Origin of the sequence: Microbacterium sp. SORGH_AS_0428 (assembly GCF_031453615.1) — a bacterium.
Classification (GTDB): domain Bacteria; phylum Actinomycetota; class Actinomycetes; order Actinomycetales; family Microbacteriaceae; genus Microbacterium.
On record NZ_JAVIZT010000001.1, the window covers coordinates 275,637 to 298,118 of the forward strand.

The window sequence follows — 22,482 nt, forward strand, 5'->3', positions numbered from 1 at the left end:
GCAGCGGCGCCCCGTGGCGCGGGAGCCGTCGAGGCGCCTCGTAGCATGGGACGGTGACCTCCCAGCTACCCGACGCCGTCCTGTGGGACATGGACGGCACACTCGTCGACACCGAGCCCTACTGGATGGCAGCCGAAGGCCCGCTCGTCGCCGCGCACGGCGGTGTGTGGACCCATGAGCAGGCGCTGGGCATGGTCGGGCTCGGGCTCGATGACGCGGCGCGCCTCCTGCAGGACGCCGGCGTGCGTCTTCCCGAGCATGAGATCGTCGACACGCTCACGACTCGCGTCATGCGATCCCTGCGCGAGGACGGCGTCCCGTTCCGTCCCGGCGCCCGTGAGCTGCTCGCCAGTCTCCGCGCCGCGGGTGTGCGTACGGCTCTGGTGACGATGTCGCTGCGCCGCATGGCGGACGCGGTCGTCGAGCTCATCGACTTCGACGCGTTCGACTTCGTGATCGCCGGCGATGAGGCCACCCGTCCGAAGCCCTTCCCAGACCCCTACCTGCAGGCCTGTGCGTCCCTCGGCGTGGATCCGGCTCGCACCGTGGCGATCGAGGACTCGCCCAACGGTCTGCGCTCCGCGATCGCAGCCGGAACCGTCGCCCTGGGGGTTCCCCACATGGTCTCGCTCGAGGGCGTCGGCGCCGCCGCGCTGTGGTCCTCGCTCGCCGACACCGGCGCCGACGACATCGCCCGTCTGTTCACCGCACATCACGAATTCGAGGACGTCGCACGATGACCGCTCCCGCTCCCGCCTCCGCACCCCGCGGCCCTTTCCGCTTCGGCGACCGCATCCAGTTGACGGGGCCGAAGGGTCGACTGCACACGATCACACTGAAAGAGGGCGGCGAGCTGCACACGCATCACGGTGTGCTGCGTCATCGCGATCTCGAAGGCCTGCCGGACGGCTCCGTCGTCGCCAACAGCGGTGGTCATGAGTACTTGGCGCTGCGCCCGCTGCTGCGGGATTTCGTCATGTCCATGCCGCGCGGCGCCGCGATCGTGTACCCGAAGGATGCGGCGCAGATCGTCGCGCAGGCCGACATCTTCCCCGGAGCGGTCGTCGTCGAGGCGGGTGTCGGGTCGGGTGCACTCGCGCTCTGGCTCCTTCGCGGAGTCGGAGCGACGGGGCGGCTCACGTCGTTCGAGCGGCGGGAGGACTTCGCCGAGGTCGCGCGTGCCAATGTCGAGACCTTCCTCGGGTCCGTGCCGGAGAACTGGACCCTCGAGGTCGGGGATCTCGTCGAGCGCCTGCCGGAAGCGGTCGAACCGGCATCCGTCGACCGCGTCGTGCTCGACATGCTGGCGCCGTGGGAGTGCATCGATGTGGTCGCCGACGCCCTCGCGCCCGGCGGCGTGGTCATCTGCTACGTCGCCACCGCCACGCAGCTCAGCCGGGTCGCGGAGTACATCCGTCACACCGAGCTCTTCACCGACCCGGAGGCGAGCGAGACGCTCGTGCGCGGCTGGCACGTCGAGGGACTCGCTGTGCGCCCGGATCACCGCATGGTCGCGCACACCGGGTTCCTGCTGACGGCGCGGCGGCTGGCTCCGGGCGCCGTGCTTCCCGAGCAGAAGCGGCGCGCCTCCAAGTCGAGCTACAGCGACGAGGATGTGGAGCTGTGGACGCCCGGGGCGGTGGGGGAGCGGCAGATCACCGACAAGAACCTCCGCAAGCGCGTGCGTGAGGCACAGCGCGCGGCCGCCGGCGCGCGCCAGGCGGCGGCGGAGGACGACACCGACGAGCACGTAGACTGATCCGGTGCGCAGAATCCCCGCCGCGGCCGCCGCAGTCGGCCTGATGACCCTGGCCCTCGTCGGATGCTCGTCGTCGACAGCTTCGGGCTGTGATCGCCCCGGCTCGCTCGGTGCGATCGGCTCGCTTGTCACCGTGTCGGGGGACGACAGCACCGTCGCGCCCACGGTTCAGGTGTCGTCGCCGATCAAGATCGACGGCGTGCAGTACGACGATCTCGTCACCGGCGACGGCAGCGCCATCGTCTCCGACAACCAGGTCGTGGACGTGGGCTTCACGCTCGCCGACGCGACCAGTGGCGAGGTCTTGGCCGCGGAGGGCTACGGACAGCCGCTCTACATGCCGTTGACGGGTCTCACCCAGGCGCTGCCCGGGATCAAGGGCGCGCTGGAGTGCGCCACCGGCGGTTCGCGGATCGTGGTGGGTCTCGCCGGCGACCAGGTCGACCCCAGCTTCCTCGAGCAGCTGCGGCTCGCCGAGGGCACCCCGCTCGTCGCGGTCCTGGATCTCCGGTCCGTCCTGCTGCCGGCGGCCGACGGCGCGCCGCAGTACAACGACGCGCACGGCATGCCCTCCGTCGTGCTCACCGACGACGGTCACCCCGGAGTCGTGGTGCCCGATGGCTCCGCACCGACCGAGCGCGCGGTGGAGGTCCTGAAGAAGGGCGACCACGACGTGCCCGCCGACGGGTCCACGGTCGTCGTGAACGTGCTGCAGGTCGACTGGAAGACCAAGCGCGTCACGAAGACCACGTGGGACGACAAGCCCGACGCGGTCACCCTCGGCGGTGACTCCGTCGTCTCGCAGACGATCGCGGGCCTTCCGATCGGTTCGCAGGTGCTGGTCGTCGAGCCTGCCGCCGACGCATCCGGCAGTGCCTCGATCTACGTGATCGACATCCTCGGCGCACTGGGCTGAGCCCCGCCCGCACGGCGCCGGAAGACAGCGGCGCGCCTAGGATATGGGGGTGCCCATGAACGAGACGAGTTCCATCGCGCCCGAGGAGCGACTGGTGAATCTCGCGGTCGCTCTCATGGCCACGGAGCAGGGGCTCACCAAGGACACCATCCTCCGCTCGGTGTCGGGCTACCGGGAACAGGCGGAGTCCGGCGCATCGAAGACCGCTCTCGAGAAGATGTTCGAGCGCGACAAGGAGAACCTGCGCGCGCTCGGCGTTCCGATCGAGACCATCGGCGACCATGCCGATCCCGATGACCTCCGCGAGGCCCGCTATCGTGTGCCGACGGCGGAGTACGCGCTCCCCGAGGACATCACGTTCACGCCCGCGGAGATCGCCCTGCTGAACCTCGCGGGCTCCGTCTGGAGCGAGAACAGCATGTCGCTGCCGGCGCGGAGCGGACTGCGCAAGATCCGTGCGCTGGGAAACGAGGTGGACGCGGAGATCGTCGGCTATGCGCCGCGCATCAGCGTGCGCGACACGGCGTTCGCGCCGCTGCAGCGCGCCATCGAGCAGGCTCGCGTCGTCTCGTTCACCTATGTGCGACCGGGGGAGTCGACGGCTCGGCGTCGCCGGGTGCGACCGCTCGCCCTCGTCGAGTACGAAGCCCGTTGGCACGTCTACGGCACGGACGTCACGCTCGGCGCGGAGCGCACGTTCCTCCTCTCCCGCATCACCGACGCGGTGCAGGTCACCAAGGAGGGCTTCGATCCTTCATTGCGCGCGGGCGCGGGCGAGCGTGCCGTGCGCGAACTCCAGGAGCTGGCGGCACGACAGGAGGCCCTGATCGAAGTTCATCCCGGCACCGAGGCGGCGCTTCGCCTCTCGCGCCGTGGCCGCTCCGCCGCGCAGGGCATTCTGGTGCCGTACGTCGACGCGCACATCCTCGCTGACGAGCTCGCCTCTTACGGCCCGGAAGCGCGCGTGGTGGATCCGCCGCACCTGCGCGAACTCGTGGTCGATCGGCTGCGCGCGGTGATCGCGCTGCATGGAGAACGGTCATGAGTGCCTCGCGTCCGCTGGTCGCCACCGAGCGCGCCGCCTTGATCATGCAGCTCGTGCCGTACCTCCTCGAGCGCGGCGACGTCTCGCTGGACGAGGCGGCGCGGGACTTCGAGGTGAGCCCCGCTCAGATGCGCGGAATGGTCGAGAAGCTGACGGTCATCGGACGTCCCGGAGAGGGCGGCTTCTGGTCGCTGCCCGGAGACCTCTTCGACATCGACTGGGATCTCCTGGACACGCAGGACCGGATCGCTCTGACGCACACCGTCGGCCTGGAGCGCACACCTCGTCTGACGGCCCGTGAGGCAGCGGCGCTGCTCGCAGGACTCCAGCTGACAGGCTCGCTGCCCGGGGTGAGCGATTCCGCCCTCGTCGAAGGACTACTGGCCAAGCTCGCGCGTGGGTCTGCGGCCGCTCCCGCCGACGTGATCGTCGCCCCCGCTCCGGTCGACCACGTGCGCGAGCGCGTGGACGAGGCGCTCCGCCGCGGGCGTGCCGTCTCGTTCTCCTACAAGACCCCGGATGCAGCGGCGACGACCCGCACGGTGGATCCGGTGAAGGTCCACATCGCCGACGGACAGTGGTATCTGCAGGGCTGGTGCCATCTGCGCCAGGCGACGCGCACGTTCCACCTCGACCGTGTGTCCGACGTCGAGGTGACCGAGATCCCGGTGACACACGGTGCCGACCCGTTGCCGGCGCTGTTCGACACCCTCCAGGGCGACATCGTCGCGCGTCTGCGGTTCCCCGAGGCCGTCGCACCGCTGCTGGGGGAGTTCCTCACGCACGCCGAGATCGAGATCTCGGGCGGTATGGCGACCGCCACCGTCCGTCTCGCGGACGAGGGTGTGCTGCGCCGGCTCGCTGCTCGCCGCGCGGGCGATGTCGAGATCCTGGCGCCGGAGGCGGCCCGACGCGCCGCCGCATCCTGGGCCCACGCAGGCCTGGCACAGTACGAACACTCCGACTGAGCCCAGACCCGGTCGCGGATGCGCGGGTTACACTGGGGACACCTCGAACTTTTGGAGATCTCCATGGGCGCTTTCGGTTGGCCGCACCTGCTGGTCATCCTCGCGGTGATTCTGCTCCTCTTCGGCGCTGCCAAGCTGCCGGCTCTGGCGAAGAGCGTGGGACAGTCCGCCCGGGTGTTCCGCGGCGAGATGAAGGCCATGAAGGAAGACGACGCCGCTGCGCCGTCCACCGCGACGACCGTCGCGCCGGCTCCGACGCCGGCGGAGTCCGCGCCGAAGGCCCCCGACACGGGGACTTCGCCCGATACCCGCGCCTGACCCGTCGTGACGGCCCCGGCCTCGCCCATCACGGGAGCTGAAGAACCGCGCCGCGAGAAGCGCATGTCGTTGGGGCAACATCTCATCGAGCTGCGCCGGCGCCTGATGATCGCGGCGATCGCGCTGGTCGCGGCGATGATCGTGGCCTTCTTCGTGACGGATCCGATCCTGGATTGGCTGACAGGCCCGATTCGGATCGTGGCCGAGCAGCGCGGTGACAACTTCGCCGCGCTGAACTTTCCTACGGTGACGTCCGCCTTCGAGATGCGGATGCGGATCGCGGTGACGATCGGCATCTTCCTGTCCGCACCGGTCTGGCTGTGGCAGATCTGGGCGTTCGTCATGCCCGGGCTCACTCGCAAGGAGATCCGGTACACGATCGGTTTCATCGCGGCGGCCATCCCGCTCTTCTTCGCCGGCTGCTATGTCGCCGTCCTGGTCATGCCGCACGTCATCGAAGTCATGTGGAGCTTCACGCCCGAGGGCGCCGTGAACTTCTACTCGGCATCCGAGTACTACGACTTCATCTTCAAGCTGATGATCGTGATCGGCATCTCGTTCGTCTTGCCCGTCTTCCTCGTCGCGCTCAACCTCGCGGGCATCATGTCGGGCATGGCGATCCTGAAGGGCTGGCGCGTCGCGGTGCTTCTCGCGACGATCTTCGCGGCGATCGCCACCCCCGCCGCGGACGTCGTGAGCATGCTTCTGCTCGGCGCCATCCTGATCGTGCTGTTCTTCGCCGCGGCTGGTCTGTCCATGATCTTCGACCGACGCCGTCGGAAGCGAGAGGCCGCGCTCTTGGACACCACGCTGTGACGGAACTGTCCGCCGCCGAGAGGTTCGCCGCGGCCCAGTCGCGGGCGTCCCATCCCGAGACGGCGGCGTTCGCGGCCGCGCAGCGCTTCGAACTGGACCCGTTCCAACTCGAGGGATGCGCATCCCTCGAAGAGGGCCGAAGCGCCCTGGTGGCCGCACCCACCGGAGCGGGGAAGACGATCGTCGGCGAGTTCGCGATCCATCTCGCCATGCTCACCTCACGCGACAAGGCCTTCTACACGACACCGATGAAAGCGCTGTCGAACCAGAAGTTCCGCGAGCTGACCGAGGTCTACGGGGCGGAGAACGTCGGGCTCCTGACGGGCGACACCAACATCAACGGCAACGCGCGCATCGTCGTCATGACGACCGAGGTGCTGCGCAACATGCTCTACGCGGGCTCGTCCGCACTGCGCGATCTCCGCTTCGTCGTGATGGATGAGGTCCACTACCTGGCGGATCGCTTCCGCGGAGCCGTCTGGGAAGAGGTCATCATCCACCTCCCCGAGAGCGTACGACTTGTGTCGCTGTCGGCGACCGTGTCGAACGCCGAGGAGTTCGGCGACTGGCTGGACACCGTGCGCGGCGAGACGGACATCATCGTCTCGGAGACCCGTCCGGTGCCTCTCGAACAGCACGTCCTCGTGCGGGGCGACCTGCTGCCGCTGTTCGACGATCGCGCCGGCGTTGCCGCGGCGCAGGTGAACCAGGAACTGCTCCGCATCCGATCCGGTGGAGGCCCGGGGCACGATCGCAAGCGGTACGGCCAGCAGGCACGACGGGATGCGGACGCGCACCGCCATCCGCACCGGCACGGGACGAAGCAACTGCGCTCCGGCAACGCCCGGCGCCTCGAGCGCATCGACCGGCCCGAGGTCGTCGATCTGCTGGGACGGGCGAACCTGCTCCCCGCGATCTTCTTCATCTTCTCCCGCGCGGGTTGCGACGGGGCCGTGCAGCAGGTGCGTCGGTCAGGACTCCGCCTCACCGACACCGATGAACGTCGCGTGATCAGAGAGATCGTCGAGGAGCGAACCCGCAACCTGCCGGATGAGGATCTCGCGGTTCTCGGCTTCTGGGAATGGCGCGAGAACCTCGAGCGGGGAGTCGCCGCCCACCACGCCGGCCTTCTGCCCGCGTTCAAGGAGATCGTCGAAGAGCTCTTTCGCCGGAAGCTCGTGAAAGTGGTCTTCGCCACCGAGACGTTGGCACTGGGGATCAACATGCCCGCCCGCACGGTCGTGCTCGAGAAGCTCGAGAAGTTCAACGGTGAAGCGCGCGTCGCCATCACGTCGGGGGAGTACACGCAGCTGACCGGCCGCGCCGGACGTCGTGGCATCGACGTCGAGGGGCACGCAGTGGTGCAGTGGAGCGAGTCGATGGACCCCCAGGCGGTCGCGGCGCTCGCGTCCCGCCGCACCTACCCGCTGAACTCGAGCTTCCGACCCACCTACAACATGGCGGTCAATCTGATCGACCAGTTCGGCCGCACGCGCGCGAGGGAGATCCTCGAATCGTCGTTCGCGCAATTCCAGGCGGACCGCTCCGTCGTCGGCCTCGCCCGGGAAGTACGGGCGGCAGAGGAGTCGCTGGCCGGCTACCGCGAAGCGATGACGTGCGATCGCGGCGACTACGCGGAGTATGCGCAACTACGGCAGGAGGTCTCGGAGCTGGAAAAGCTCGGCCGCAAGGACGCGAACGCCTCCCGCGCGACGCGCGACGAGCGCACCCGCCGCATCCAGTCGCTCCGTCGCCGGCTCCAGCATCATCCGTGCCACTCCTGCCCGGAGCGCGAGTCGCACGCGCGGTGGGCCGAGCGCTACCTCAAGCTCAACAAGCGCGTCGATCGCATGCGGAGCCAGATCTCCTCGCGCACCGGCACGGTCGCTCGGGTCTTCGATCGCGTTGTGGACGTCCTGAGTGAGCTCGACTACGTCTCTCACGACGACGCCGGGCGCACCGTCCTCACCGCATCGGGTCGACGGATGCGGCGCATCTACGGAGAGCGCGACCTTCTCGTCGCCGAATCTCTGCGCACCGGGATCTGGGATCGCCTCGACGCTCCGTCGCTGGCGGCGCTGGTGTGCGCGCTCGTCTACGAGCCCCGGCGCGACGAGGCGGGAGTGGGGGAGCGGGGCTTGCCCCGCGGCGCCTTCCGCGCCGCCCTCACCGCGACGGAGGATCTGTGGCAGCGGCTCGACGACCTCGAGCGCGATCACCATCTTCCCGGATCCACATCGCCGGCGGCAGGACTGTCGCAGGCGATGTACTCGTGGGCGCGCGGGTCGATCCTGGATCGTGTGCTCACCGAGGCCGACATGGCCGCCGGTGACTTCGTGCGGTGGGCGAAGCAGACGATCGACCTGCTCGATCAGCTCTCGCTCGTGGCCGATGCGCCACTGGCGACGACCGCGCGCACCGCGCTCGATTCCGTCCGTCGCGGCATCGTCGCGTACGCGGGCGTCTGACGGCAGACGCCCGGGCGACTCGGCTTAGGCTGGAGATCGTGCCGAGACCGCGTGCCCTTCTTCCGCTGTGGGCCGGCGTGCTCGCATCCGTGCTGGGCGGACTCGCTCTGACCACGGCGTTTCCCGCGCTGAGCTGGTGGCCGATGGTGTTCGTCGCGATCCCGCTCGCACTCGTCTCACTCATCGGCCGCAGCGCGGGCGGCGCGTTCCTCGTCGGAACGGCGTACGGAGCCGCTTTCTTCCTCGTCAACGTCTCCTTCACCGCTCGCTATCTCGGACCGGTACCGTGGCTTGCGCTGTCCGTGCTCGAAGCCGTCCTGACCGGTGCCGCCGCCATCCTCATCACCTGGGCGTACCGGTGGGTGCCGACGGCTCTGAAGGGTGTCTGGCCTCGCCTCATCGTGCTTCCCGTCCTCGTCGCGGGTCTGTGGGTGCTGCGCGAACAATGGGTCGGTACATTCCCGTACGGCGGCTTTCCGTGGGGGAGGGTGGGCGTGACTCAGGTCAACGGCCCCTTCGCCTCACTCCTTTCGTGGATCGGGATGTCGGGTGTCGGTTTCGTCGTGGTCCTGCTGTGCGCCGCAGCGATCGAGTATGTGCGGATGCGCAGATTCACGGATGTGCGCACGGTCGTCCCGCTCGTGCTCGTCGCCGTGATCGCACTCGCCACGCCGGCTTTCGCCACCACCGCCAACGGTGCGTTGCGCATCGGGTCGGTACAGGGCAACGGCCCGGCGGGATACTTCGACCAGCGCACCAGGGGTGCGCTCCTCGACGCCCAGTTGAAGGCCACCGAGGCGATCGCCGATGATCGTATGGATCTGCTGGTCTGGCCCGAAGGCGGCATCGATTCCGATCCGACGGCCAATCGCACCACGGCCGCGACGCTGGACACGCTGTCGAATCGCATCGACGCACCCCTGCTCGTGAACGCCGCGACGGCTCGCGGCGATCGCTATTTCAACACCTCGATGCTGTGGGAGTCGGGCAAGGGCGTCGTCGCCTCGTACGACAAGATCCACCCGGTGCCGTTCGGAGAGTACGTTCCTGATCGTCCCTTCTTCGCCGCATTGGCGCCGGATCTCATCAACCTCATCCAACGGGAGTACACGCCGGGCACCGCCGAACCCGTCGTCGAACTGGGTGAGACCCCGATCGGTCTCGCCATCTGCTTCGACGTGATCTACGACGACGTGGTCTGGGCGGCCTCCGACGGCGGCGCGCAGGTGTACGTCTACCAGACGAACAACGCGGACTTCCGTGGGACCGACGAGAATCTCCAGCAGCTGGCGTTCGCGCGCGCGCGGGCGATCGAGACGGGACGCGCCGTCGTGAACATCTCCACCGTGGGAACGAGCCAGGTGATCGCTCCCACCGGCGAGGTCATCGACGGCATCGCCGCCGACACCGCCGGGGCGATGGTCACCGAGGTCCCGCTGCGGACCGGAACGACCGCCGCGATGGTGCTCGGCCCCGCTCTGCACGCGGTCTTCGCCTGGGGCAGCCTGATCGCGCTGCTGGCGGCGGGGCTCACGGCCAGGCTGCGCGGACCGCGCCGCAACCGCGCATAACGAAGAACGGCGCCGCCCCCGAAGGGTGCGGCGCCGTTCTCAAGAATGCGCTCAGGCGGTCTTCTTGGTGACGTCGTCACCTGCGCCGCGGCGGGCGCGGACGAAGGCGAGACGCTCTTCCAGCAGCTCTTCGAGCTCCGGGATCGTGCGGCGCTCCAGCAGCATGTCCCAGTGGGTGCGCGCGGCCTTGTCGTCGCTGTGGTCGACGGAGACGGTCTGCTCGCCCACGCGCAGCAGTGCCTCTCCGCCGCAAGCGCGGCACTCCCAGGTCTGCGGCGGCTCAGCGTCTGCCGCGAAAGTCAGTGTGGTCTCTTTCGAACACACGCTGCAGACGTACGTCTGCTGCGCGCGCTCATGAAAAACGACGCCCTCTTCGCTCTGTAGGCTCTGGGCGCCGAGTCGGATGCCGCGAAGACTGCGGTCTGCCATTGTGTGGTCCTCTCGTCGCGTGGTGCTTACCCGGTATAACGCGTCGAGTTGGGAGGATCATCCGAGGCGGCTATGACGGAGCACAACTCACAGTCTATCTTCAGCGACCAGGGCCGAGAATCCGCAGCGCGAGATCGGCGCGGTCGGTCACGAGGCCGTCCACCCCCATCCCGATCAGGCGTCGCATGTCCGACTCCTCGTTGACCGTCCACACATGCACTTCCACGCCGGCCCCGTGCACCGCATCCAGGAAGCGCGGCGTGACGACACGGATGCGGTTCTGATACTCCGGTACCTGAAGAGCGTCGATTCCCGCGAGCGTGCGGTCTACCAGTCGGCGGGAACCGGTGACTGCGGCCGCGGCGACGCGCGCGACCAGCGTCGCACCGGCGGAGGTGGCCGGCAGCAGCGTGGGGCGGGCGCGTCCCGCCGCGGCGAGAGCCGTTCGGCGTCGGCGCTCCGAGAAGCTCGTCAGCAGGACCCGCTCGGCCGCGCTCGCGGCGAGGCGTCCGGCGGGCTCGGCCGCCGCATCCGCCTTCACGTCGATGTTGAAGCGCACGTCGGGGAAGCTCTGCAGGGCCTGTTCGAAGCTCGCGAGCCCGCCCCGGTCTGCCATGAGATCCTCGAGCTCGCGCAGCGTCACGTCGCGCACCAGGCGCGGATCGCCCGCTACCCGCGAGAGGTCGTCATCGTGGAAGAGGACGACCTCGCCGTCCCGTGTCAGATGACAATCCGACTCCACGTAGACCGCGCCCGCGGCATGAGCGGCGGCGATCGCCGCGAACGAGTTCTCGACCATCTCGGGGCTTCCCACGGGCACGAGTCCTCGGTGGGCGAGGATACGGGGACGAGGTGCGCCACTCAGGTAGGGATGCGTCACGGCGCCCACGCTATCGCGCGCGACGAGGAGCGGGGATTGGTAGGGTCGGGTGTCGCCCCGATGCGCCGCTCCGGCGCGCGGCGACGCCTTTTCGCGCCAGATTCAGGAGTGCCCGTGACCGATTCGCTCACCCCCCTCGCCGCCGGTTCCCTCACCGGCAAGACCGCTCTCGTGACCGGGTCGTCGCGCGGCATCGGAGCCGACACCGTGCGTTACTTCGCACAGGCCGGCGCGAACGTCGTCATCAACTTCCGTAACAAGGCGCCGCGCGCTGAGAAGCTCGCCGCGCAGCTGCGCGAGCTCGGCGTGCAGGTGCTCGTGGTCGGAGCGGACCTCACGGACGAGGCATCGGTGCAGGCGATGTTCTCGGAAGTGGAGCAGACGTTCGGATCCCTCGACATTCTCGTGCTCAACGCTTCGGGCGGCATGGAAGGCGGCATGGCCGCCGACTACGCGCTGCAGTTGAACCGGGACGCTCAGGTGCGCGTGCTCGAGACCGCGCTGCCTCTGCTGGGTTCGGGGTCGCGCGTCGTCTTCGTGACGAGTCATCAGGCGCACTTCATCCACACGACGCCCACCATGCCCGAGTACGAGCCGGTGGCTCTCTCCAAGCGCGCCGGTGAGGATGCGCTTCGCGAGCGGATCCCCGCCCTGTCCGAGCGCGGCGTCGAGTTCGTCGTCGTCTCCGGAGACATGATCGAAGGCACCATCACCGCGACGCTTCTGGAGCGCGCGAACCCCGGCGCCATCGCTTTGCGCCGTGAGGATGCCGGCAAGCTCTACAACGTGTCCGAATTCGCGGCTGAGGTCGCTCTCGCGGCGGTCGAGCCGGTGCCCGCGGACAACACGCGCCTCGTGGGGGAGACCAGCTCGTTCGTCGCCGAGTGAGTGTGCAGAACGCCCCCGGATCCGAGGATCCGGGGGCGTTCTCGCGTTGTCAGGAGCGGCCGAAGGAGAAGGCGCGCACGATCTGGATGATGCCCAGGATGACGAGCGAGGCGCCGACGAACAGCCACAGCAGCGCCACGTAGAGCGGCGAGAACACGAGGATGACGCCCGCGATCAGGCTCATCACCGCGAAGAAGATGGTCCAGCCCCGTGAGGCGCTGTTGCCCAGCGTCGTCAGGGCGACGACGCCCTCCACGATCCAGGTGATGCCGATGAAGACTCCGACGAAGATCGCCAGGAACACCGTGGTGTCGCCGAGGTTCGCGAGCGCGATGATTCCCGCTGCAACGAACAGCAGACCGAGAACGATGTGACCCACGCGGGACCAGCCGCCGAGCGTCTTCGAGAAGATGCCGAGCCCCGCATAGACCAGGCCGGAGGCGATCGCGTAGACGGCGATGATGGCGGTTCCCACCGCGGCCGTCTTCAGCGGCCACACGAGGATGAGGATGCCGACGATCAGGGCGATCGCGCCGCCGATCCCGAAGGCGGTGCGGATGCCGTTGACGAAGGTCTTGTCGGCGCTGGGGGTAACGGTCTCGGACATGTCCTGCTCTTTCTGAAAAGAAGCTGAGTGTACGGATCCACCGTAGCGCGGTGAGGCGTCGCAGGGGAGTGGTGTCCGACTCGATGCGTCACAGCAGGAGCACGATCCCCAACAGCACGGGCACGCTGCCGACGGTCGTGAGGAAGATCGTGTCGCGCGCGACGGACTCGCCCACGCCATAGCGCTGGGCGTAGTTGAAGACGTTCTGCGCCGTCGGCAGAGCGGCCAGCACCGTGACGATGAGCACCTCGTGCGCCGAGAGTCCGAAGAGCGTCGCCAACGCCCACGCAGCCGCGGGCATCGCCAACAGCTTGAGCGCGCTCGCGATCAGCACCTCACCGCGGCGGCCGGCATCCGCCAGGACGCGCTGGCCGTGGAGCGAGATGCCGTAGCTGATCAGGAGGATGGGAACGCACGCGTTCGCAATCAGCAGCGCGGGCTCCAGGACGATCGCCGGAAGCGCGATGCCCGAGACCGACACGAGTGTTCCGAGCGCCGATCCGATCACGATGGGATTGCGTGCGGTCCGGCCCAGCACGCGCCAGAACGAACGTGTGCCGGTGGTGGCGGCATCCAGGATCGCGAGCGCGACGGGTGTCAACAGCAGCAACTGCATCAGAATGACGGGCGCCGGGTAGGCGGCGCTGCCGAGCAGGTACAACGACAGCGGGATTCCGATGTTGTTGGAGTTGACCTGACCGGCCGAAAGGGCGGAGATCGTCGCATCGCCGACGCTCCGGCGCCACACGAAGCGCGCGAGCAGCCACTGCAGCCCGATGATCACCACGGCGGCGATCGTCGACACGGGAAGCAGCGCGGAGAACAGGGTCGTGATGTCCGCTTGGCTCAGCACGGTGAACAGGAGGAACGGCGAGAGCACGTAGAACGTGAGCCGACTCAGCACATGTCGTGCGTGCGGACCGAGGAGATCGATGCGCCCGATGATGTAGCCGACGATGATGGCGGTTCCGACGACGGCGAACCCGGTCAGCGTCTCCAGCACGTCTTCAGCCTAGGGCGCGCCTGTGCGCGGAATCGTTCGGGAATCGCGTCTGCGTCCCCATGACTGCGTGATTACCGATAATGCACATTATGTCATTGTGATTTGGTCGACCTCGCCTATGCCGTGACGAGGTCCGCCCGCTCTACGCCCCGCCCGGATCCACGAGTCTTTGGCCGAGCGAACGCGGGAACCAGATCATCACCGCCGGTCAGATCAGCCGGATGTTCGCCGAGGTCAACCGCGAGGCCGGTCTGACCGACGATCTCGACTTCCACTCGCTACGCCGCTCCTACGTCACCCACCTGGTCGAGGAAGGCTACGACGCGTTCTTCGTCCAGCGGCAGGTCGGGCACGAACACGCCTCAACCACATCCATCTCCACCGGCCTCTCCCCCGACTACCGGGCCCGCGTCGTCGACGACGCGATCGCCCGCATGGCGACGCAAGCCCTCACGACCAAGGAGTGACCCCATGATTCGGCGCGTTGACCACGGCTGGCGGCTGCGGGAGCTGATGGCCGCCCGCGGGATGACGACCATCTCCGACCTGATCCCCCACCTCGCCGACCGCGGGATCACGCTCTCCGACTCGCAGCTCTACCGACTTCTTTCCGGCACCCCGAGCGGATCAACCTCATCCTGCTCGGCGCGATCCTCGATACGCTCGACTGCACCTTCGAGGATCTCGTCCCGGTGACGGTCACCGCGACCGCGTCCCGCACCCGCGCAACCGGAACGACCGACGCGTCCACCCTCTCCCGCACCGACGCGATCCGGCCCGCCCGGGCACGGATCCACCGGCCCAGTTGAACGCCCGCCACGCGGACGCCGGTTGCACACGCTGCGGCCGGACCGGGGTTCGATTCGCGACGACCTGGCCGGAGGGCCGCATCTGTCGGCGCTGCTACCAACGGGCCACACGCCTCCACGGCACGTGTCCGGGTTGCGGCACGCACATCAGCAGCCGCGAGGCCCAGCCAGAGGCGCTATTCTCCTCTGTCACACCTAGATCAGAAGACGTCTTCCTCACCGTCGATGGCCAGCACCATCGTGTCCTCTTCAGTGCCGATCTCTCCGATCAGGGCCGTGAGCGATTGGGCCACCCTGCACCCGGCAGCGCATGCGCATGCTCGACCTGCTCCTGCGTCAAGGAAGCCGACATGGGCACCCCAGAGCAACCGATCCGCGGCTGCTGCCTCGCAGACTGCCCCGACGTCCACCCGCCAGCTGCCTGACGAATACGCCGCTCAGGACTACGCACCCGCACCACCAAGATCGACACTACCCGCGCTTCTCGCAATCATGAAGAATCGGGTAACGGTTCCCACCCTGTTGGATCTAGAGGTTGATCTGGGGTTCTCTCCGGAGGCCTGAACAGGTCACTGGATCGGGAACCCGGCCTCTACGTCAACGACGGCTCCGGGCATGCCGTAGTACTTACCGAACGGCGGGCCGATGGGATGAACACCCTGCGCAGTGAGCACCTGCATGATTGCGCCGAACGCCCGTGAGAAGAACGCAGGTATCTCCTCGAGCCCGACAGTCTCACGAACCACCGCGGTGTCCACCCCCTGATACTCCCATCACATGGATGTCGATGCTCATGGTCATGGTCTTTCGGCGCGGGGACGCTCACAGCATGCATCGACCGGCGAGGCTCACGGAGGTCGTTGGTCCTATCGGGTCGAGACGAACTCGGAAGGTACCGTCGCGTGCACCAATGGACAGCGCAGCAGCACCGTGAAGTCGGCGCTGAGCAGCGAACGTATGGGGGCGCACCGTGGCTGGTCGCGCGAGGTGCGGGCGTTAGATCGTGGTGAGGAGAAGGGCGATCGCCGCGGCTGCCATGACTGCGAAAGCGCTCCAGAGCCCGATGCGTGACCAGGGTCCGCTTCTGTGCTCGCCCATGAGGTCATGGCGGCTGGAAAGGCGGATGATCAGGAAGATCAGTGGCACGGCAACGATGCCGTTGATCACGGCGGTGAGCACCAGCGCTTGCAGGGGGTCGAGACCGACGAAGTTCAGGAGGAGGCCGATGAGTGTGCCGGCGATGATGACGGCGTAGAAGCCCCGCGCTTGCGCGAAACGGCGCGAGAGTCCTTCGTGCCATCGGAAGGCTTCGGCGACGGCGTAGGCGCTGGAGCCTGCGAGGACGGGGATGCTCATCAGTCCGATGCCGATGACGCCGATAGCGAAGATGAGCTGTGCGATGTAGCCGGAGTTCGGGAAGCTGTTGACCAGCGGCTGGAGTGCCTTCGCTGCATCCGCTGCGGTGGTGATGTTGGTGACGCCTGCTGTGTTCAGCACGACGGCGCCAACGAGGATGATGAACCAGGCGATCAGGTTGGAGAAGAACATGCCGATCGTCGTGTCGATGCGAAGCCGGCGTACATAGTTCTTGCTGATCCGGGGAACGCTGCCGCCCACGTCCTCCCGATGTTCCGCGATCTCGTCTTCGACCGTGTTGCTCGTCTGCCAGAAGAACAGGTAGGGAGAGATGGTGGTGCCGAAGATGCCGACGACGATGTACAGGAAGCTCCGGTCCAACTGAACGTGCGGGATCACCGTCACCAGCAGCGCTTTGTTCCATGGCACGGTGACGAGAAAGGCGGTGACCACGTAGGCGAACAGTGCGAGCGCGAGCCATTTGAGGATACGGATGTACACCTTGTAGGAGATGAAGACCTCGAGGCCGATGATCAGGACAACGAAGGCGATGGCGATCGCCGCGATCGGGATCCCGGGCATGAGGAGTTGGGTGCTCGCGGCCATCGCTCCGATATCGGACCCGATGTTGAACGTGTTCGCCGAGACGAGGAGCGCGACGACCGGATACAGCACCCCTTTCGGGTACTGATCGCGCACGACGGCGGCGAGCCCTTTTCCCGTGACCGCGCCGATCCGCATGCACGCGTCCTGCACGGCAACCATGAGCGGGAACGTGAGCAGCATCGTCCACAGGGTCGCGAATCCGAACTGTGCTCCGGCTTGCGAATACGTCGCGATGCCCGAGGGATCATCGTCTGCGGCCCCTGTCACGAGCCCGGGCCCCAGAATCTTCAGCAGGCGCCCCACTCGCCTTTGCGGCCTCACCACGGGGGCACCGCCCTCGCGCTCAGGCAAGGCATCGGCACCGTGCACAGCATCGGCAGGCCGCTCAGTCATCCGAGGTCAGTGTATCCGCGCAAGCTCCCGGGAATTCAAAGGCCGAGGACGGAGCGCCGGTCAGCGGGACCAGAGCCGCTGCGAGGCCGCGGAGCCAAGATGTTCAGCTCGCCACATGATGGATGTGCTCGCGCAACATCGCAGTCGCGGAGTTCGCACCACTTGCTCGCCACGCGACGGGCTCCACGGGCCCCGTCCCCAAGCTGCCGCCGCCTCGCGGTGAGAGTTCCCCTTTCGAGGCTATGAGTCCCTACAGACTCGGAGCGTCTGGTCAGCGTCGCCGGCGCAGTACCGGTCACAGATCTGCGCACGCCGCGACGGCTGTTCTCCCCTGCCGTTGCCCTCGGTTCGCACCGTGGGGACGAGCGAACAGAGGGGCGGGGGCACCCGTCATCTCGCTTGCAGACTCCGACCTGTCGCGCATGCCGATCAAGGGGGAATCCGTAGCGTTCCGGAGGCAGCACCTCGTCGCCTATGACGGCCGAGGACACGATCGCTCGTCAGACGGCGTGACCGAGATCGAAGTGGACGACACGCTAGCGCGCGAGGGGCGCCCACAACTGGATCTGCGCCGGTATCGCCCCAATCCTGACCGCAAGATATGACATCACTCCGACGTCAAGCCCGGCGTTCAACGGCCGAGCATACCCTGGCGGGTGGCTTCCACGGACGCCACCCGCGAACTGCCTAGCGATGCGCCGCTCCAGGAATACGCAACCACACCACTAGTTACTAGTGGTTCCGCAAGGTTTGCAGATCCGCCCTCCCCCGATAAGAGGCGTCGAGCGCTCGGATGCTGCTCGGATCAGGACTATTCCGGCCCCAGCAGGTGTCGGCCGGTGCGGCACCTGTATCAACCTGAACGGATGGGCACCGACCGGTGCGCCGTGAGCACCGATGTCTGTCGCCGCAGGACGATTCCTTCGTCGGCGCGGGGTGTTCGCGCGTTTGCGAGCTGTGGTCATCGCCGTCGGCTGGGCGCCTCACGGGTCACGTTCGGCGGGCTCCGGCATCCTCTGGTGCAGTCATCGCGGACAGCAGGCGCTGGACATTGACGTGCGCGACCCGTATGCGCTGGTCGTCCACGCCGTAGGGGATCCACAGGATTCCGTCGTGAAGTAGCCCTCCGCAGCTGTAAACGACGTTCGGAACATAGCCGCCGGAGTCTTGGGGAGGCTCGATCAGCGGCTCGGGGAGAACGCCGATCACTCGCGAGGGATCCTCCAGATCCAGGAGCAGCGCTCCGATGCTGTAGACGCGCAACGGCCCGACGCCGTGGGTGAGGACGATCCAGCCCTGAGGCGTCTCGATCGGCGAACCGCAGTTTCCGATCTGAACGATCTCCCAGGCGGCGGTGGGAGTCCGCAGGATCGTCTCGGCACCCCACACCAGACCGTCCAAGGAACGAGTCAGTGCGAGCGATTCCCCGTCGCCTCTGCTCAGGGCCAGATGCTCCCCTCCGATCTGCCGGGGGAACAACGCCATTCCCTTCGTCTGGGCCGGCGGTCCCGTGAGCCGGTGCACCGCGAATTCTCGGAAGTCGGTCGTCGTCAGCAGGCGTGAGGAGATGGCGTGACCGTCGTACGCCGTGAACGTACCGCCGTAGCGTGCTCCGTCGGCCTGCAGGCCTTGGACGAGGCGGAGATCCTCGATTCCCCGCCGTTCTTCGTCGGCGACCGGGAGAAGCACACGCGTACTGAGTTCGCTTTCTTTGGGGAAGATCACGTCGTAGGCGGAATCGGCGACTATCCGCATCGCGTCAAGCTGAGCCCGAGCACCACGTCGCTGCAGCAACGGCGCGCGGAGCGCCTGAATGGCCTGCTCGATCACCTGACCTCGGAACCTATTCGGCAGCGTCTGTCCGATGGCGTCGACGAGCTCGTCGGTGCCACCGTTATGTTCGAGAGCGCGGAGGAAGTGATCCTTCGTCCACTCACCGTGGCGCACGGCAGGAAGGCAAGGGGGCGCCTGTCGCCGCAGGAACTCCCAGGTGAGTCCCGGCCCGATCACCGCAGCGCAGAACTGGATCGAGGAAAGGTGCCCTTCTCCGATCGAGCGCAGCGAGAGCAACACCCGCAGCTGCCCCGGCATTAGCCCGGTCTGATCCGGGTGCTCTACCGTGCTCGGGTTGCACAGCGACACCCCCTCGATCGAGTACTCCGCGGTGAAGGCGGCTCCGATCACCATCGTCGCGTCCGCGCCGAGGTGCGGCGCATCGGGGAGGCGGACCATTGCGGCGTTCTGAAGCACATCGGCCATAGGCGACGGGTCCACGATGCGATCGCGGATTCGTTGGGCGGCGGCAGCCAGCGCTTCGGGCGGGAGGGCGAGCACCCGGTCGAGGACCGCCTGCGTGCGGGAGCTGCCGCCCGGTGTGCCCTCTCCGGGGAGGAAGAACCGCGCCACGACCCTGTCGGCGCGCGCGCTCAACTCGACCCCGGTGTCCACGGTCAGGAACGTCATGTTCGCGTGCCTCGCGCGTAGCGCGCGCATTGGTAGGCGCTGAGCGCGGCAAGGGTTGACTCCGCGCCCCGGTTCTCGTTGCGCCCTCCAGGTTCGAGCCCGTCGTATCCTGCACCTGTTTCGGGGTCGAACATAGCGATGCCGGCGTCGTTCTCCCCGGTGAACCAGGCCCATGTCCGCAACGCCGCGCGAGACCACTTCTCGTCCCGGGTGATCGCCGCCGCTCGCATGCACGCCTCGGCGATCGTGGCGGGCTCGATCGGCTGCTGGTCGCCCGATCGCTCCGAATCCGAACGATCACGCCCCTCGGCGCCCACGAAGGACATGACCCCGGAGGGCCTCGTTTCGAGGCGCAGGAGCGTCTGCAGCATCACGAGTCCGCTGTCGATCATGCCTGGCTGCTGCAACGCCTGACCACCCGCGATCAGCGCTTCGCAGAGCGCGCCGTTCGCGTAGCGCAATCGCTGCTCTGGCCAGCTCTGATCCGTGCCGTGCGGACGCGGGATCCTACGCAGGCTGTCGGTGAGCAGCGCACGAGCGGCCACCGTCCCGGGGAGGGCCTCGAGGATGTCGGCCGCGCCGATGGCTGCGAACGCGGAGGCGCGCACGTCGGGCGAGCTGCGCCGAGCCGCGCGCAGGAAGACGCGAAGAGCCCGCGCGCGGATACCGGGGTCGGGCGAGTGGCGAACGGCGGATCCGAGTCCGCAGACGGCGCGTCCCCACCAATCGCCGATGCTCGGGGCGTCGGTCCACGCACCGTCCGCGGACATTCTGTTGCGGACGGAGCCGTCGGGCGCGACAGCCTGCTCTAGGAACGACAGCGCCAGGTTGGTCAGGTATCGCAACCGCGCGCTGGCCGCGAACCCGCGCGGCACCCTTTCCCGGGCGATCACCGCGAGCACCCGGGCCGCATCGTCCGTACAGTATCCATGCTCGATGCGGGGCGTTTCGCCTCGGGCATGCTCGTACACGCCATACGGTCCGGTGAGAGCAATCAGATGACCCATCGGCAGCACTCCGGTCGAGTGCAACCGGTCCACCGCGACCGCGTCGACGTTCATCCGGCGACCTGCAGGGCATGCATCAGATCGGCGGCGAGTGCCCGGTACTGCGCACCCACAGATGACCATCCGTTGACAAGCGGCTCATGCACGATCTGTCGCCTCGCGGCCGGCGCCGTGGCGACCTTGCGCAAGGTCGATGTGATGGCTTCCGCGATCTGTGCCGGATTCTTCTGGTCGACGAGCAGTCCCGTGCCTTCGGACAGGAGTTCCACGGCGTGCGGGAACCTCGTCGCGATCACCGGCCGGCCGGCAGCCACCGCCTCGACGAGCACCCCGGAAGTGGTCTGTTCCCGGGAATCGTAAGGAAGCAGGATCGCATCGGTCGCCGCGACGTCAAGGGCGAGCTCTTCAGGCTCACGATATCGTCCATCGATCTCGACGAGCTCTCCCACTCCCAACTCATCAGCAAGCGCCCATAGCGCTCTGCGGTACCGCTGACCGCTCTCCAGGATGACCTTCGGGTGCGTCTGCCCGAGCACCCGGTACACCGGAGCGGATCCGGTCGCCTTCATCAAGGCGACCGCCCTGATGCCCCATTCGATGCCCTTACCCGGTCCGAGTAGCCCCCAGGTCAGGACCGTCGGCGGGTGCGGCGCGCCGGCCGGCATGGACAGGCTCCACTCGTCCACGCCGTGCGGGATGAGGCGCAAACGTGAAGAGGGGATGCCGAACTCGTCGACGAGCAGTTGCGATCCCGCGGCAGTCATGGCGACGACCGCGTCGCTCCGGTCAGCGACTGCCACGGTGACGGTCCGCTGATGCGGTCGGGGCGTGGCAAGTACGGTGTGCATGACGGTGACGACCGGGCGGCGGATGCGATCCAGCAGATCGATGACTTCCTCACCATCGGTTCCGCCGTAGATGCCGTACTCGTGCTGGACGACCACGACGTCGCAGCGGTTCAGTGCCACGGCGGCTCGAATCCTGCTGGGCAGATCCCCCGGGTGCAGGATGCCCGCGATCCGCAGTCGCGAGCTGGGAAGGGAAGGGCCGGCTGGGACCCCGTCGTCGACGCGGACGATCACCGACTCGTCTCCGGGACGGGCGGCGAGAACCCCAGCCAACGCGGCGGTAAAGGTCGCCAGCCCGCATCGGGTTGGCGGGAAAGTACTGACGAATCCGTATCGCGTCATCCGGGACGCCTTCCGCTCTGGCTGGCGTCGCAGCACCAGCCACTGGCGAGACGTCTGCCGAATGGCACCTCCCGTGGAATCGCGATCCGCGACCCGGTCAGCGGCCCACGTGCTGTGCCTCGTTCACCGCTGTTGTCCTCAGGGTACGCCTGCTCGGCGCGCCGCGGGAGTCGTCGAGCGTATTGATCCTGCTCGGACCGCCCAGCGACAACAGCACTTCGAGCGAATCACTCGCAAGACAGAAAGGATCCGCACGCTGATCGACTCGTCGTGCGTCGAATCAGACAACTGGCGAGTCGACCACGCGCACAAGGACCCCTCCTGCGCGGCCGCCCGCTCCAGGAGCATCGAGCGTCATTGAATACGCCGCTCAGGAATACGCACCTACATCACTAGCGTGGAGCGCGGTCACCCTCGCAGCCCGCGCGTCGCACCATCATTCCCGCCGATCCTGGCGACTCCCGCGGAGATCCACACCCATCTGCACGCGAGGTCCGAGGCGGTCGAGCCCGAGTCTCGCTTCCGTGTCTATGAGCTCGCGATGGAAGTCATCGGCAGCCTCCTCGATCGCGAATCCCGCCGATGCGTAGAACGGCGCGTTCCACGGGACGTCGGCGAACGTCCGCAGCGTCAATCGGTCGTATCCGGACTTGCGTGCCGCATCCTTCGCCGCTTCGACGAGCGCACGGCCGATGCCGCGACCGCCGAAGGCCGGGAGGACGGACACCTGTTCGAGATGCGCTCCGCCGTCGAACTCGATGACATGGACGAAACCGAGGACGGTGCCGTCCTCGGTTTCGGCGACGAGGATGATGCCGCCGGAGGCGAGCCGTTCGGCATCCGTCGGCGCGGGGTGCCACTGGTCAGGCTGGAGAAGATCCACCAGCAGCGCGTCGGCCTCATTCTCGATTCGCTCGAGGTGCGGGAGGTCGGCCGCGACGACGGGGCGGATCTGCACGGGCATTCCCCCATCGTATTGCGGCGGCATCG

21 protein-coding genes and 1 pseudogene are annotated in these 22,482 nt (G+C 67.7%); 12 read left to right on the forward strand and 10 right to left on the reverse strand.

The features are described 5' to 3' along the window. Positions 1-53 precede the first annotated feature (53 nt). The 9 genes from QE374_RS01410 (at position 54) to lnt (ending at position 9,861) form a co-directional block, all read left to right on the forward strand. The gene (locus QE374_RS01410) at positions 54-740 is read left to right on the forward strand and encodes an HAD family phosphatase (RefSeq protein WP_309731543.1); all 687 of its coding nucleotides are present in this window, start codon (positions 54-56) and stop codon (positions 738-740) included. Next, on the forward strand, positions 737-1,759 hold the full coding sequence (locus QE374_RS01415; protein WP_309731545.1) for a tRNA (adenine-N1)-methyltransferase: 1,023 nt from the start codon (positions 737-739) through the stop codon (positions 1,757-1,759). The genes QE374_RS01410 and QE374_RS01415 overlap by 4 nt, the downstream gene beginning before the upstream one ends. A 4-nt stretch (positions 1,760-1,763) precedes the next feature. After that, positions 1,764-2,675, forward strand: a complete 912-nt coding sequence (locus QE374_RS01420; protein ID WP_309731547.1) for a hypothetical protein — start codon at positions 1,764-1,766, stop codon at positions 2,673-2,675. Positions 2,676-2,730: 55 nt separating this feature from the next. Then, positions 2,731-3,720 (forward strand): WYL domain-containing protein, encoded by a 990-nt coding sequence (locus tag QE374_RS01425; protein ID WP_309736566.1) that lies wholly within the window; start codon positions 2,731-2,733, stop codon positions 3,718-3,720. Then, a complete protein-coding gene (locus QE374_RS01430; RefSeq protein ID WP_309731549.1) occupies positions 3,717-4,688 on the forward strand; it encodes a WYL domain-containing protein in 972 nt (323 codons plus the stop codon). Before QE374_RS01425 ends, QE374_RS01430 begins: the two co-directional genes overlap by 4 nt. Positions 4,689-4,751: 63 nt before the next feature. Further along, positions 4,752-5,006, forward strand: a complete 255-nt coding sequence (gene tatA / locus QE374_RS01435; RefSeq protein ID WP_137417013.1) for a twin-arginine translocase TatA/TatE family subunit — start codon at positions 4,752-4,754, stop codon at positions 5,004-5,006. 63 nt (positions 5,007-5,069) lie between these two features. Then, the gene (gene tatC / locus QE374_RS01440) at positions 5,070-5,822 is read left to right on the forward strand and encodes a twin-arginine translocase subunit TatC (RefSeq protein ID WP_309731551.1); all 753 of its coding nucleotides are present in this window, start codon (positions 5,070-5,072) and stop codon (positions 5,820-5,822) included. Next, positions 5,819-8,290, forward strand: a complete 2,472-nt coding sequence (locus QE374_RS01445) for a DEAD/DEAH box helicase (protein WP_309731553.1) — start codon at positions 5,819-5,821, stop codon at positions 8,288-8,290. The genes tatC and QE374_RS01445 overlap by 4 nt, the downstream gene beginning before the upstream one ends. 38 nt (positions 8,291-8,328) lie before the next feature. Next, positions 8,329-9,861, forward strand: a complete 1,533-nt coding sequence (gene lnt / locus QE374_RS01450; protein WP_309731555.1) for an apolipoprotein N-acyltransferase — start codon at positions 8,329-8,331, stop codon at positions 9,859-9,861. Between the two features lie 51 nt (positions 9,862-9,912). Here the strand turns inward: lnt and QE374_RS01455 are convergent, their stop codons facing one another. Both QE374_RS01455 and QE374_RS01460 read right to left on the reverse strand, forming a co-directional pair. Beyond that, complete coding sequence (locus QE374_RS01455) at positions 9,913-10,290, reverse strand: RNA polymerase-binding protein RbpA (protein WP_137417009.1); 378 nt, start codon at positions 10,288-10,290, stop codon at positions 9,913-9,915. Between the two features lie 100 nt (positions 10,291-10,390). Further along, complete coding sequence (locus QE374_RS01460) at positions 10,391-11,170, reverse strand: glycerophosphodiester phosphodiesterase family protein (RefSeq protein ID WP_309731558.1); 780 nt, start codon at positions 11,168-11,170, stop codon at positions 10,391-10,393. Between the two features lie 114 nt (positions 11,171-11,284). On the opposite strand from QE374_RS01460, the gene QE374_RS01465 reads away from it, so the two are divergent. After that, positions 11,285-12,058 carry an SDR family oxidoreductase gene (locus QE374_RS01465; protein WP_309731560.1) on the forward strand — a complete coding sequence of 258 codons (774 nt, stop codon included), beginning with the start codon at positions 11,285-11,287 and terminating at the stop codon, positions 12,056-12,058. A 49-nt stretch (positions 12,059-12,107) separates the two neighbouring features. On the opposite strand, the gene QE374_RS01470 is transcribed toward QE374_RS01465, so the two are convergent. Both QE374_RS01470 and QE374_RS01475 read right to left on the reverse strand, forming a co-directional pair. Next, positions 12,108-12,665 carry a DUF308 domain-containing protein gene (locus QE374_RS01470; protein ID WP_309731563.1) on the reverse strand — a complete coding sequence of 186 codons (558 nt, stop codon included), beginning with the start codon at positions 12,663-12,665 and terminating at the stop codon, positions 12,108-12,110. A gap of 88 nt (positions 12,666-12,753) precedes the next feature. Beyond that, on the reverse strand, positions 12,754-13,668 hold the full coding sequence (locus tag QE374_RS01475; protein WP_309731564.1) for an AEC family transporter: 915 nt from the start codon (positions 13,666-13,668) through the stop codon (positions 12,754-12,756). Positions 13,669-13,832: 164 nt separating this feature from the next. On the opposite strand from QE374_RS01475, the pseudogene QE374_RS01480 reads away from it, so the two are divergent. Further along, positions 13,833-14,135 (forward strand): annotated as a pseudogene (locus QE374_RS01480) (tyrosine-type recombinase/integrase); the annotation flags it as partial. 61 nt (positions 14,136-14,196) lie between these two features. Beyond that, the gene (locus QE374_RS01485) at positions 14,197-14,364 is read left to right on the forward strand and encodes a hypothetical protein (RefSeq protein WP_309736568.1); all 168 of its coding nucleotides are present in this window, start codon (positions 14,197-14,199) and stop codon (positions 14,362-14,364) included. A gap of 682 nt (positions 14,365-15,046) precedes the next feature. Here the strand turns inward: QE374_RS01485 and QE374_RS01490 are convergent. The 6 genes from QE374_RS01490 to QE374_RS01515 all read right to left on the reverse strand — a co-directional run bounded on the left by QE374_RS01490 (position 15,047) and on the right by QE374_RS01515 (position 22,456). Continuing rightward, positions 15,047-15,235, reverse strand: a complete 189-nt coding sequence (locus QE374_RS01490) for a hypothetical protein (protein WP_309731567.1) — start codon at positions 15,233-15,235, stop codon at positions 15,047-15,049. A gap of 238 nt (positions 15,236-15,473) precedes the next feature. Beyond that, positions 15,474-16,832 carry a divalent metal cation transporter gene (locus QE374_RS01495; protein ID WP_309731568.1) on the reverse strand — a complete coding sequence of 453 codons (1,359 nt, stop codon included), beginning with the start codon at positions 16,830-16,832 and terminating at the stop codon, positions 15,474-15,476. 990 nt (positions 16,833-17,822) lie between these two features. Next, positions 17,823-19,295: a glycosylase gene (locus QE374_RS01500; RefSeq protein WP_309731570.1), complete on the reverse strand. Its 1,473-nt coding sequence runs from the start codon at positions 19,293-19,295 to the stop codon at positions 17,823-17,825. Next, entirely contained in the window at positions 19,292-20,356 is a 1,065-nt protein-coding gene (locus QE374_RS01505) for a glycosyltransferase (RefSeq protein WP_309731572.1), read from the reverse strand. The genes QE374_RS01500 and QE374_RS01505 overlap by 4 nt, the downstream gene beginning before the upstream one ends. Then, positions 20,353-21,492 carry a glycosyltransferase gene (locus tag QE374_RS01510; RefSeq protein WP_309731573.1) on the reverse strand — a complete coding sequence of 380 codons (1,140 nt, stop codon included), beginning with the start codon at positions 21,490-21,492 and terminating at the stop codon, positions 20,353-20,355. Before QE374_RS01510 ends, QE374_RS01505 begins: the two co-directional genes overlap by 4 nt. Before the next feature lie 436 nt (positions 21,493-21,928). Next, positions 21,929-22,456, reverse strand: coding sequence for a GNAT family N-acetyltransferase (locus tag QE374_RS01515; protein WP_309731575.1), 528 nt, complete (start codon positions 22,454-22,456; stop codon positions 21,929-21,931). Positions 22,457-22,482 lie beyond the last annotated feature (26 nt).

Excerpts from the sequence above, each read along its gene's own strand:
- QE374_RS01415 (WP_309731545.1), top strand. The coding sequence starts at position 737 with ATGACCGCTCCCGCTCCCGCCTCCGCACCCCGCGGCCCTTTCCGCTTC.
- QE374_RS01425 (WP_309736566.1), top strand. The coding sequence starts at position 2,731 with ATGAACGAGACGAGTTCCATCGCGCCCGAGGAGCGACTGGTGAATCTC.
- QE374_RS01430 (WP_309731549.1), top strand. The coding sequence starts at position 3,717 with ATGAGTGCCTCGCGTCCGCTGGTCGCCACCGAGCGCGCCGCCTTGATC.
- tatA (WP_137417013.1), top strand. The coding sequence starts at position 4,752 with ATGGGCGCTTTCGGTTGGCCGCACCTGCTGGTCATCCTCGCGGTGATT.
- tatC (WP_309731551.1), top strand. The coding sequence starts at position 5,070 with ATGTCGTTGGGGCAACATCTCATCGAGCTGCGCCGGCGCCTGATGATC.
- QE374_RS01455 (WP_137417009.1), bottom strand. The coding sequence starts at position 10,290 with ATGGCAGACCGCAGTCTTCGCGGCATCCGACTCGGCGCCCAGAGCCTA.
- QE374_RS01470 (WP_309731563.1), bottom strand. The coding sequence starts at position 12,665 with ATGTCCGAGACCGTTACCCCCAGCGCCGACAAGACCTTCGTCAACGGC.
- QE374_RS01485 (WP_309736568.1), top strand. The coding sequence starts at position 14,197 with ATGACGACCATCTCCGACCTGATCCCCCACCTCGCCGACCGCGGGATC.
- QE374_RS01495 (WP_309731568.1), bottom strand. The coding sequence starts at position 16,832 with ATGACTGAGCGGCCTGCCGATGCTGTGCACGGTGCCGATGCCTTGCCT.
- QE374_RS01500 (WP_309731570.1), bottom strand. The coding sequence starts at position 19,295 with ATGACGTTCCTGACCGTGGACACCGGGGTCGAGTTGAGCGCGCGCGCC.
- QE374_RS01505 (WP_309731572.1), bottom strand. The coding sequence starts at position 20,356 with ATGAACGTCGACGCGGTCGCGGTGGACCGGTTGCACTCGACCGGAGTG.
- QE374_RS01510 (WP_309731573.1), bottom strand. The coding sequence starts at position 21,492 with ATGACGCGATACGGATTCGTCAGTACTTTCCCGCCAACCCGATGCGGG.
- QE374_RS01515 (WP_309731575.1), bottom strand. The coding sequence starts at position 22,456 with ATGCCCGTGCAGATCCGCCCCGTCGTCGCGGCCGACCTCCCGCACCTC.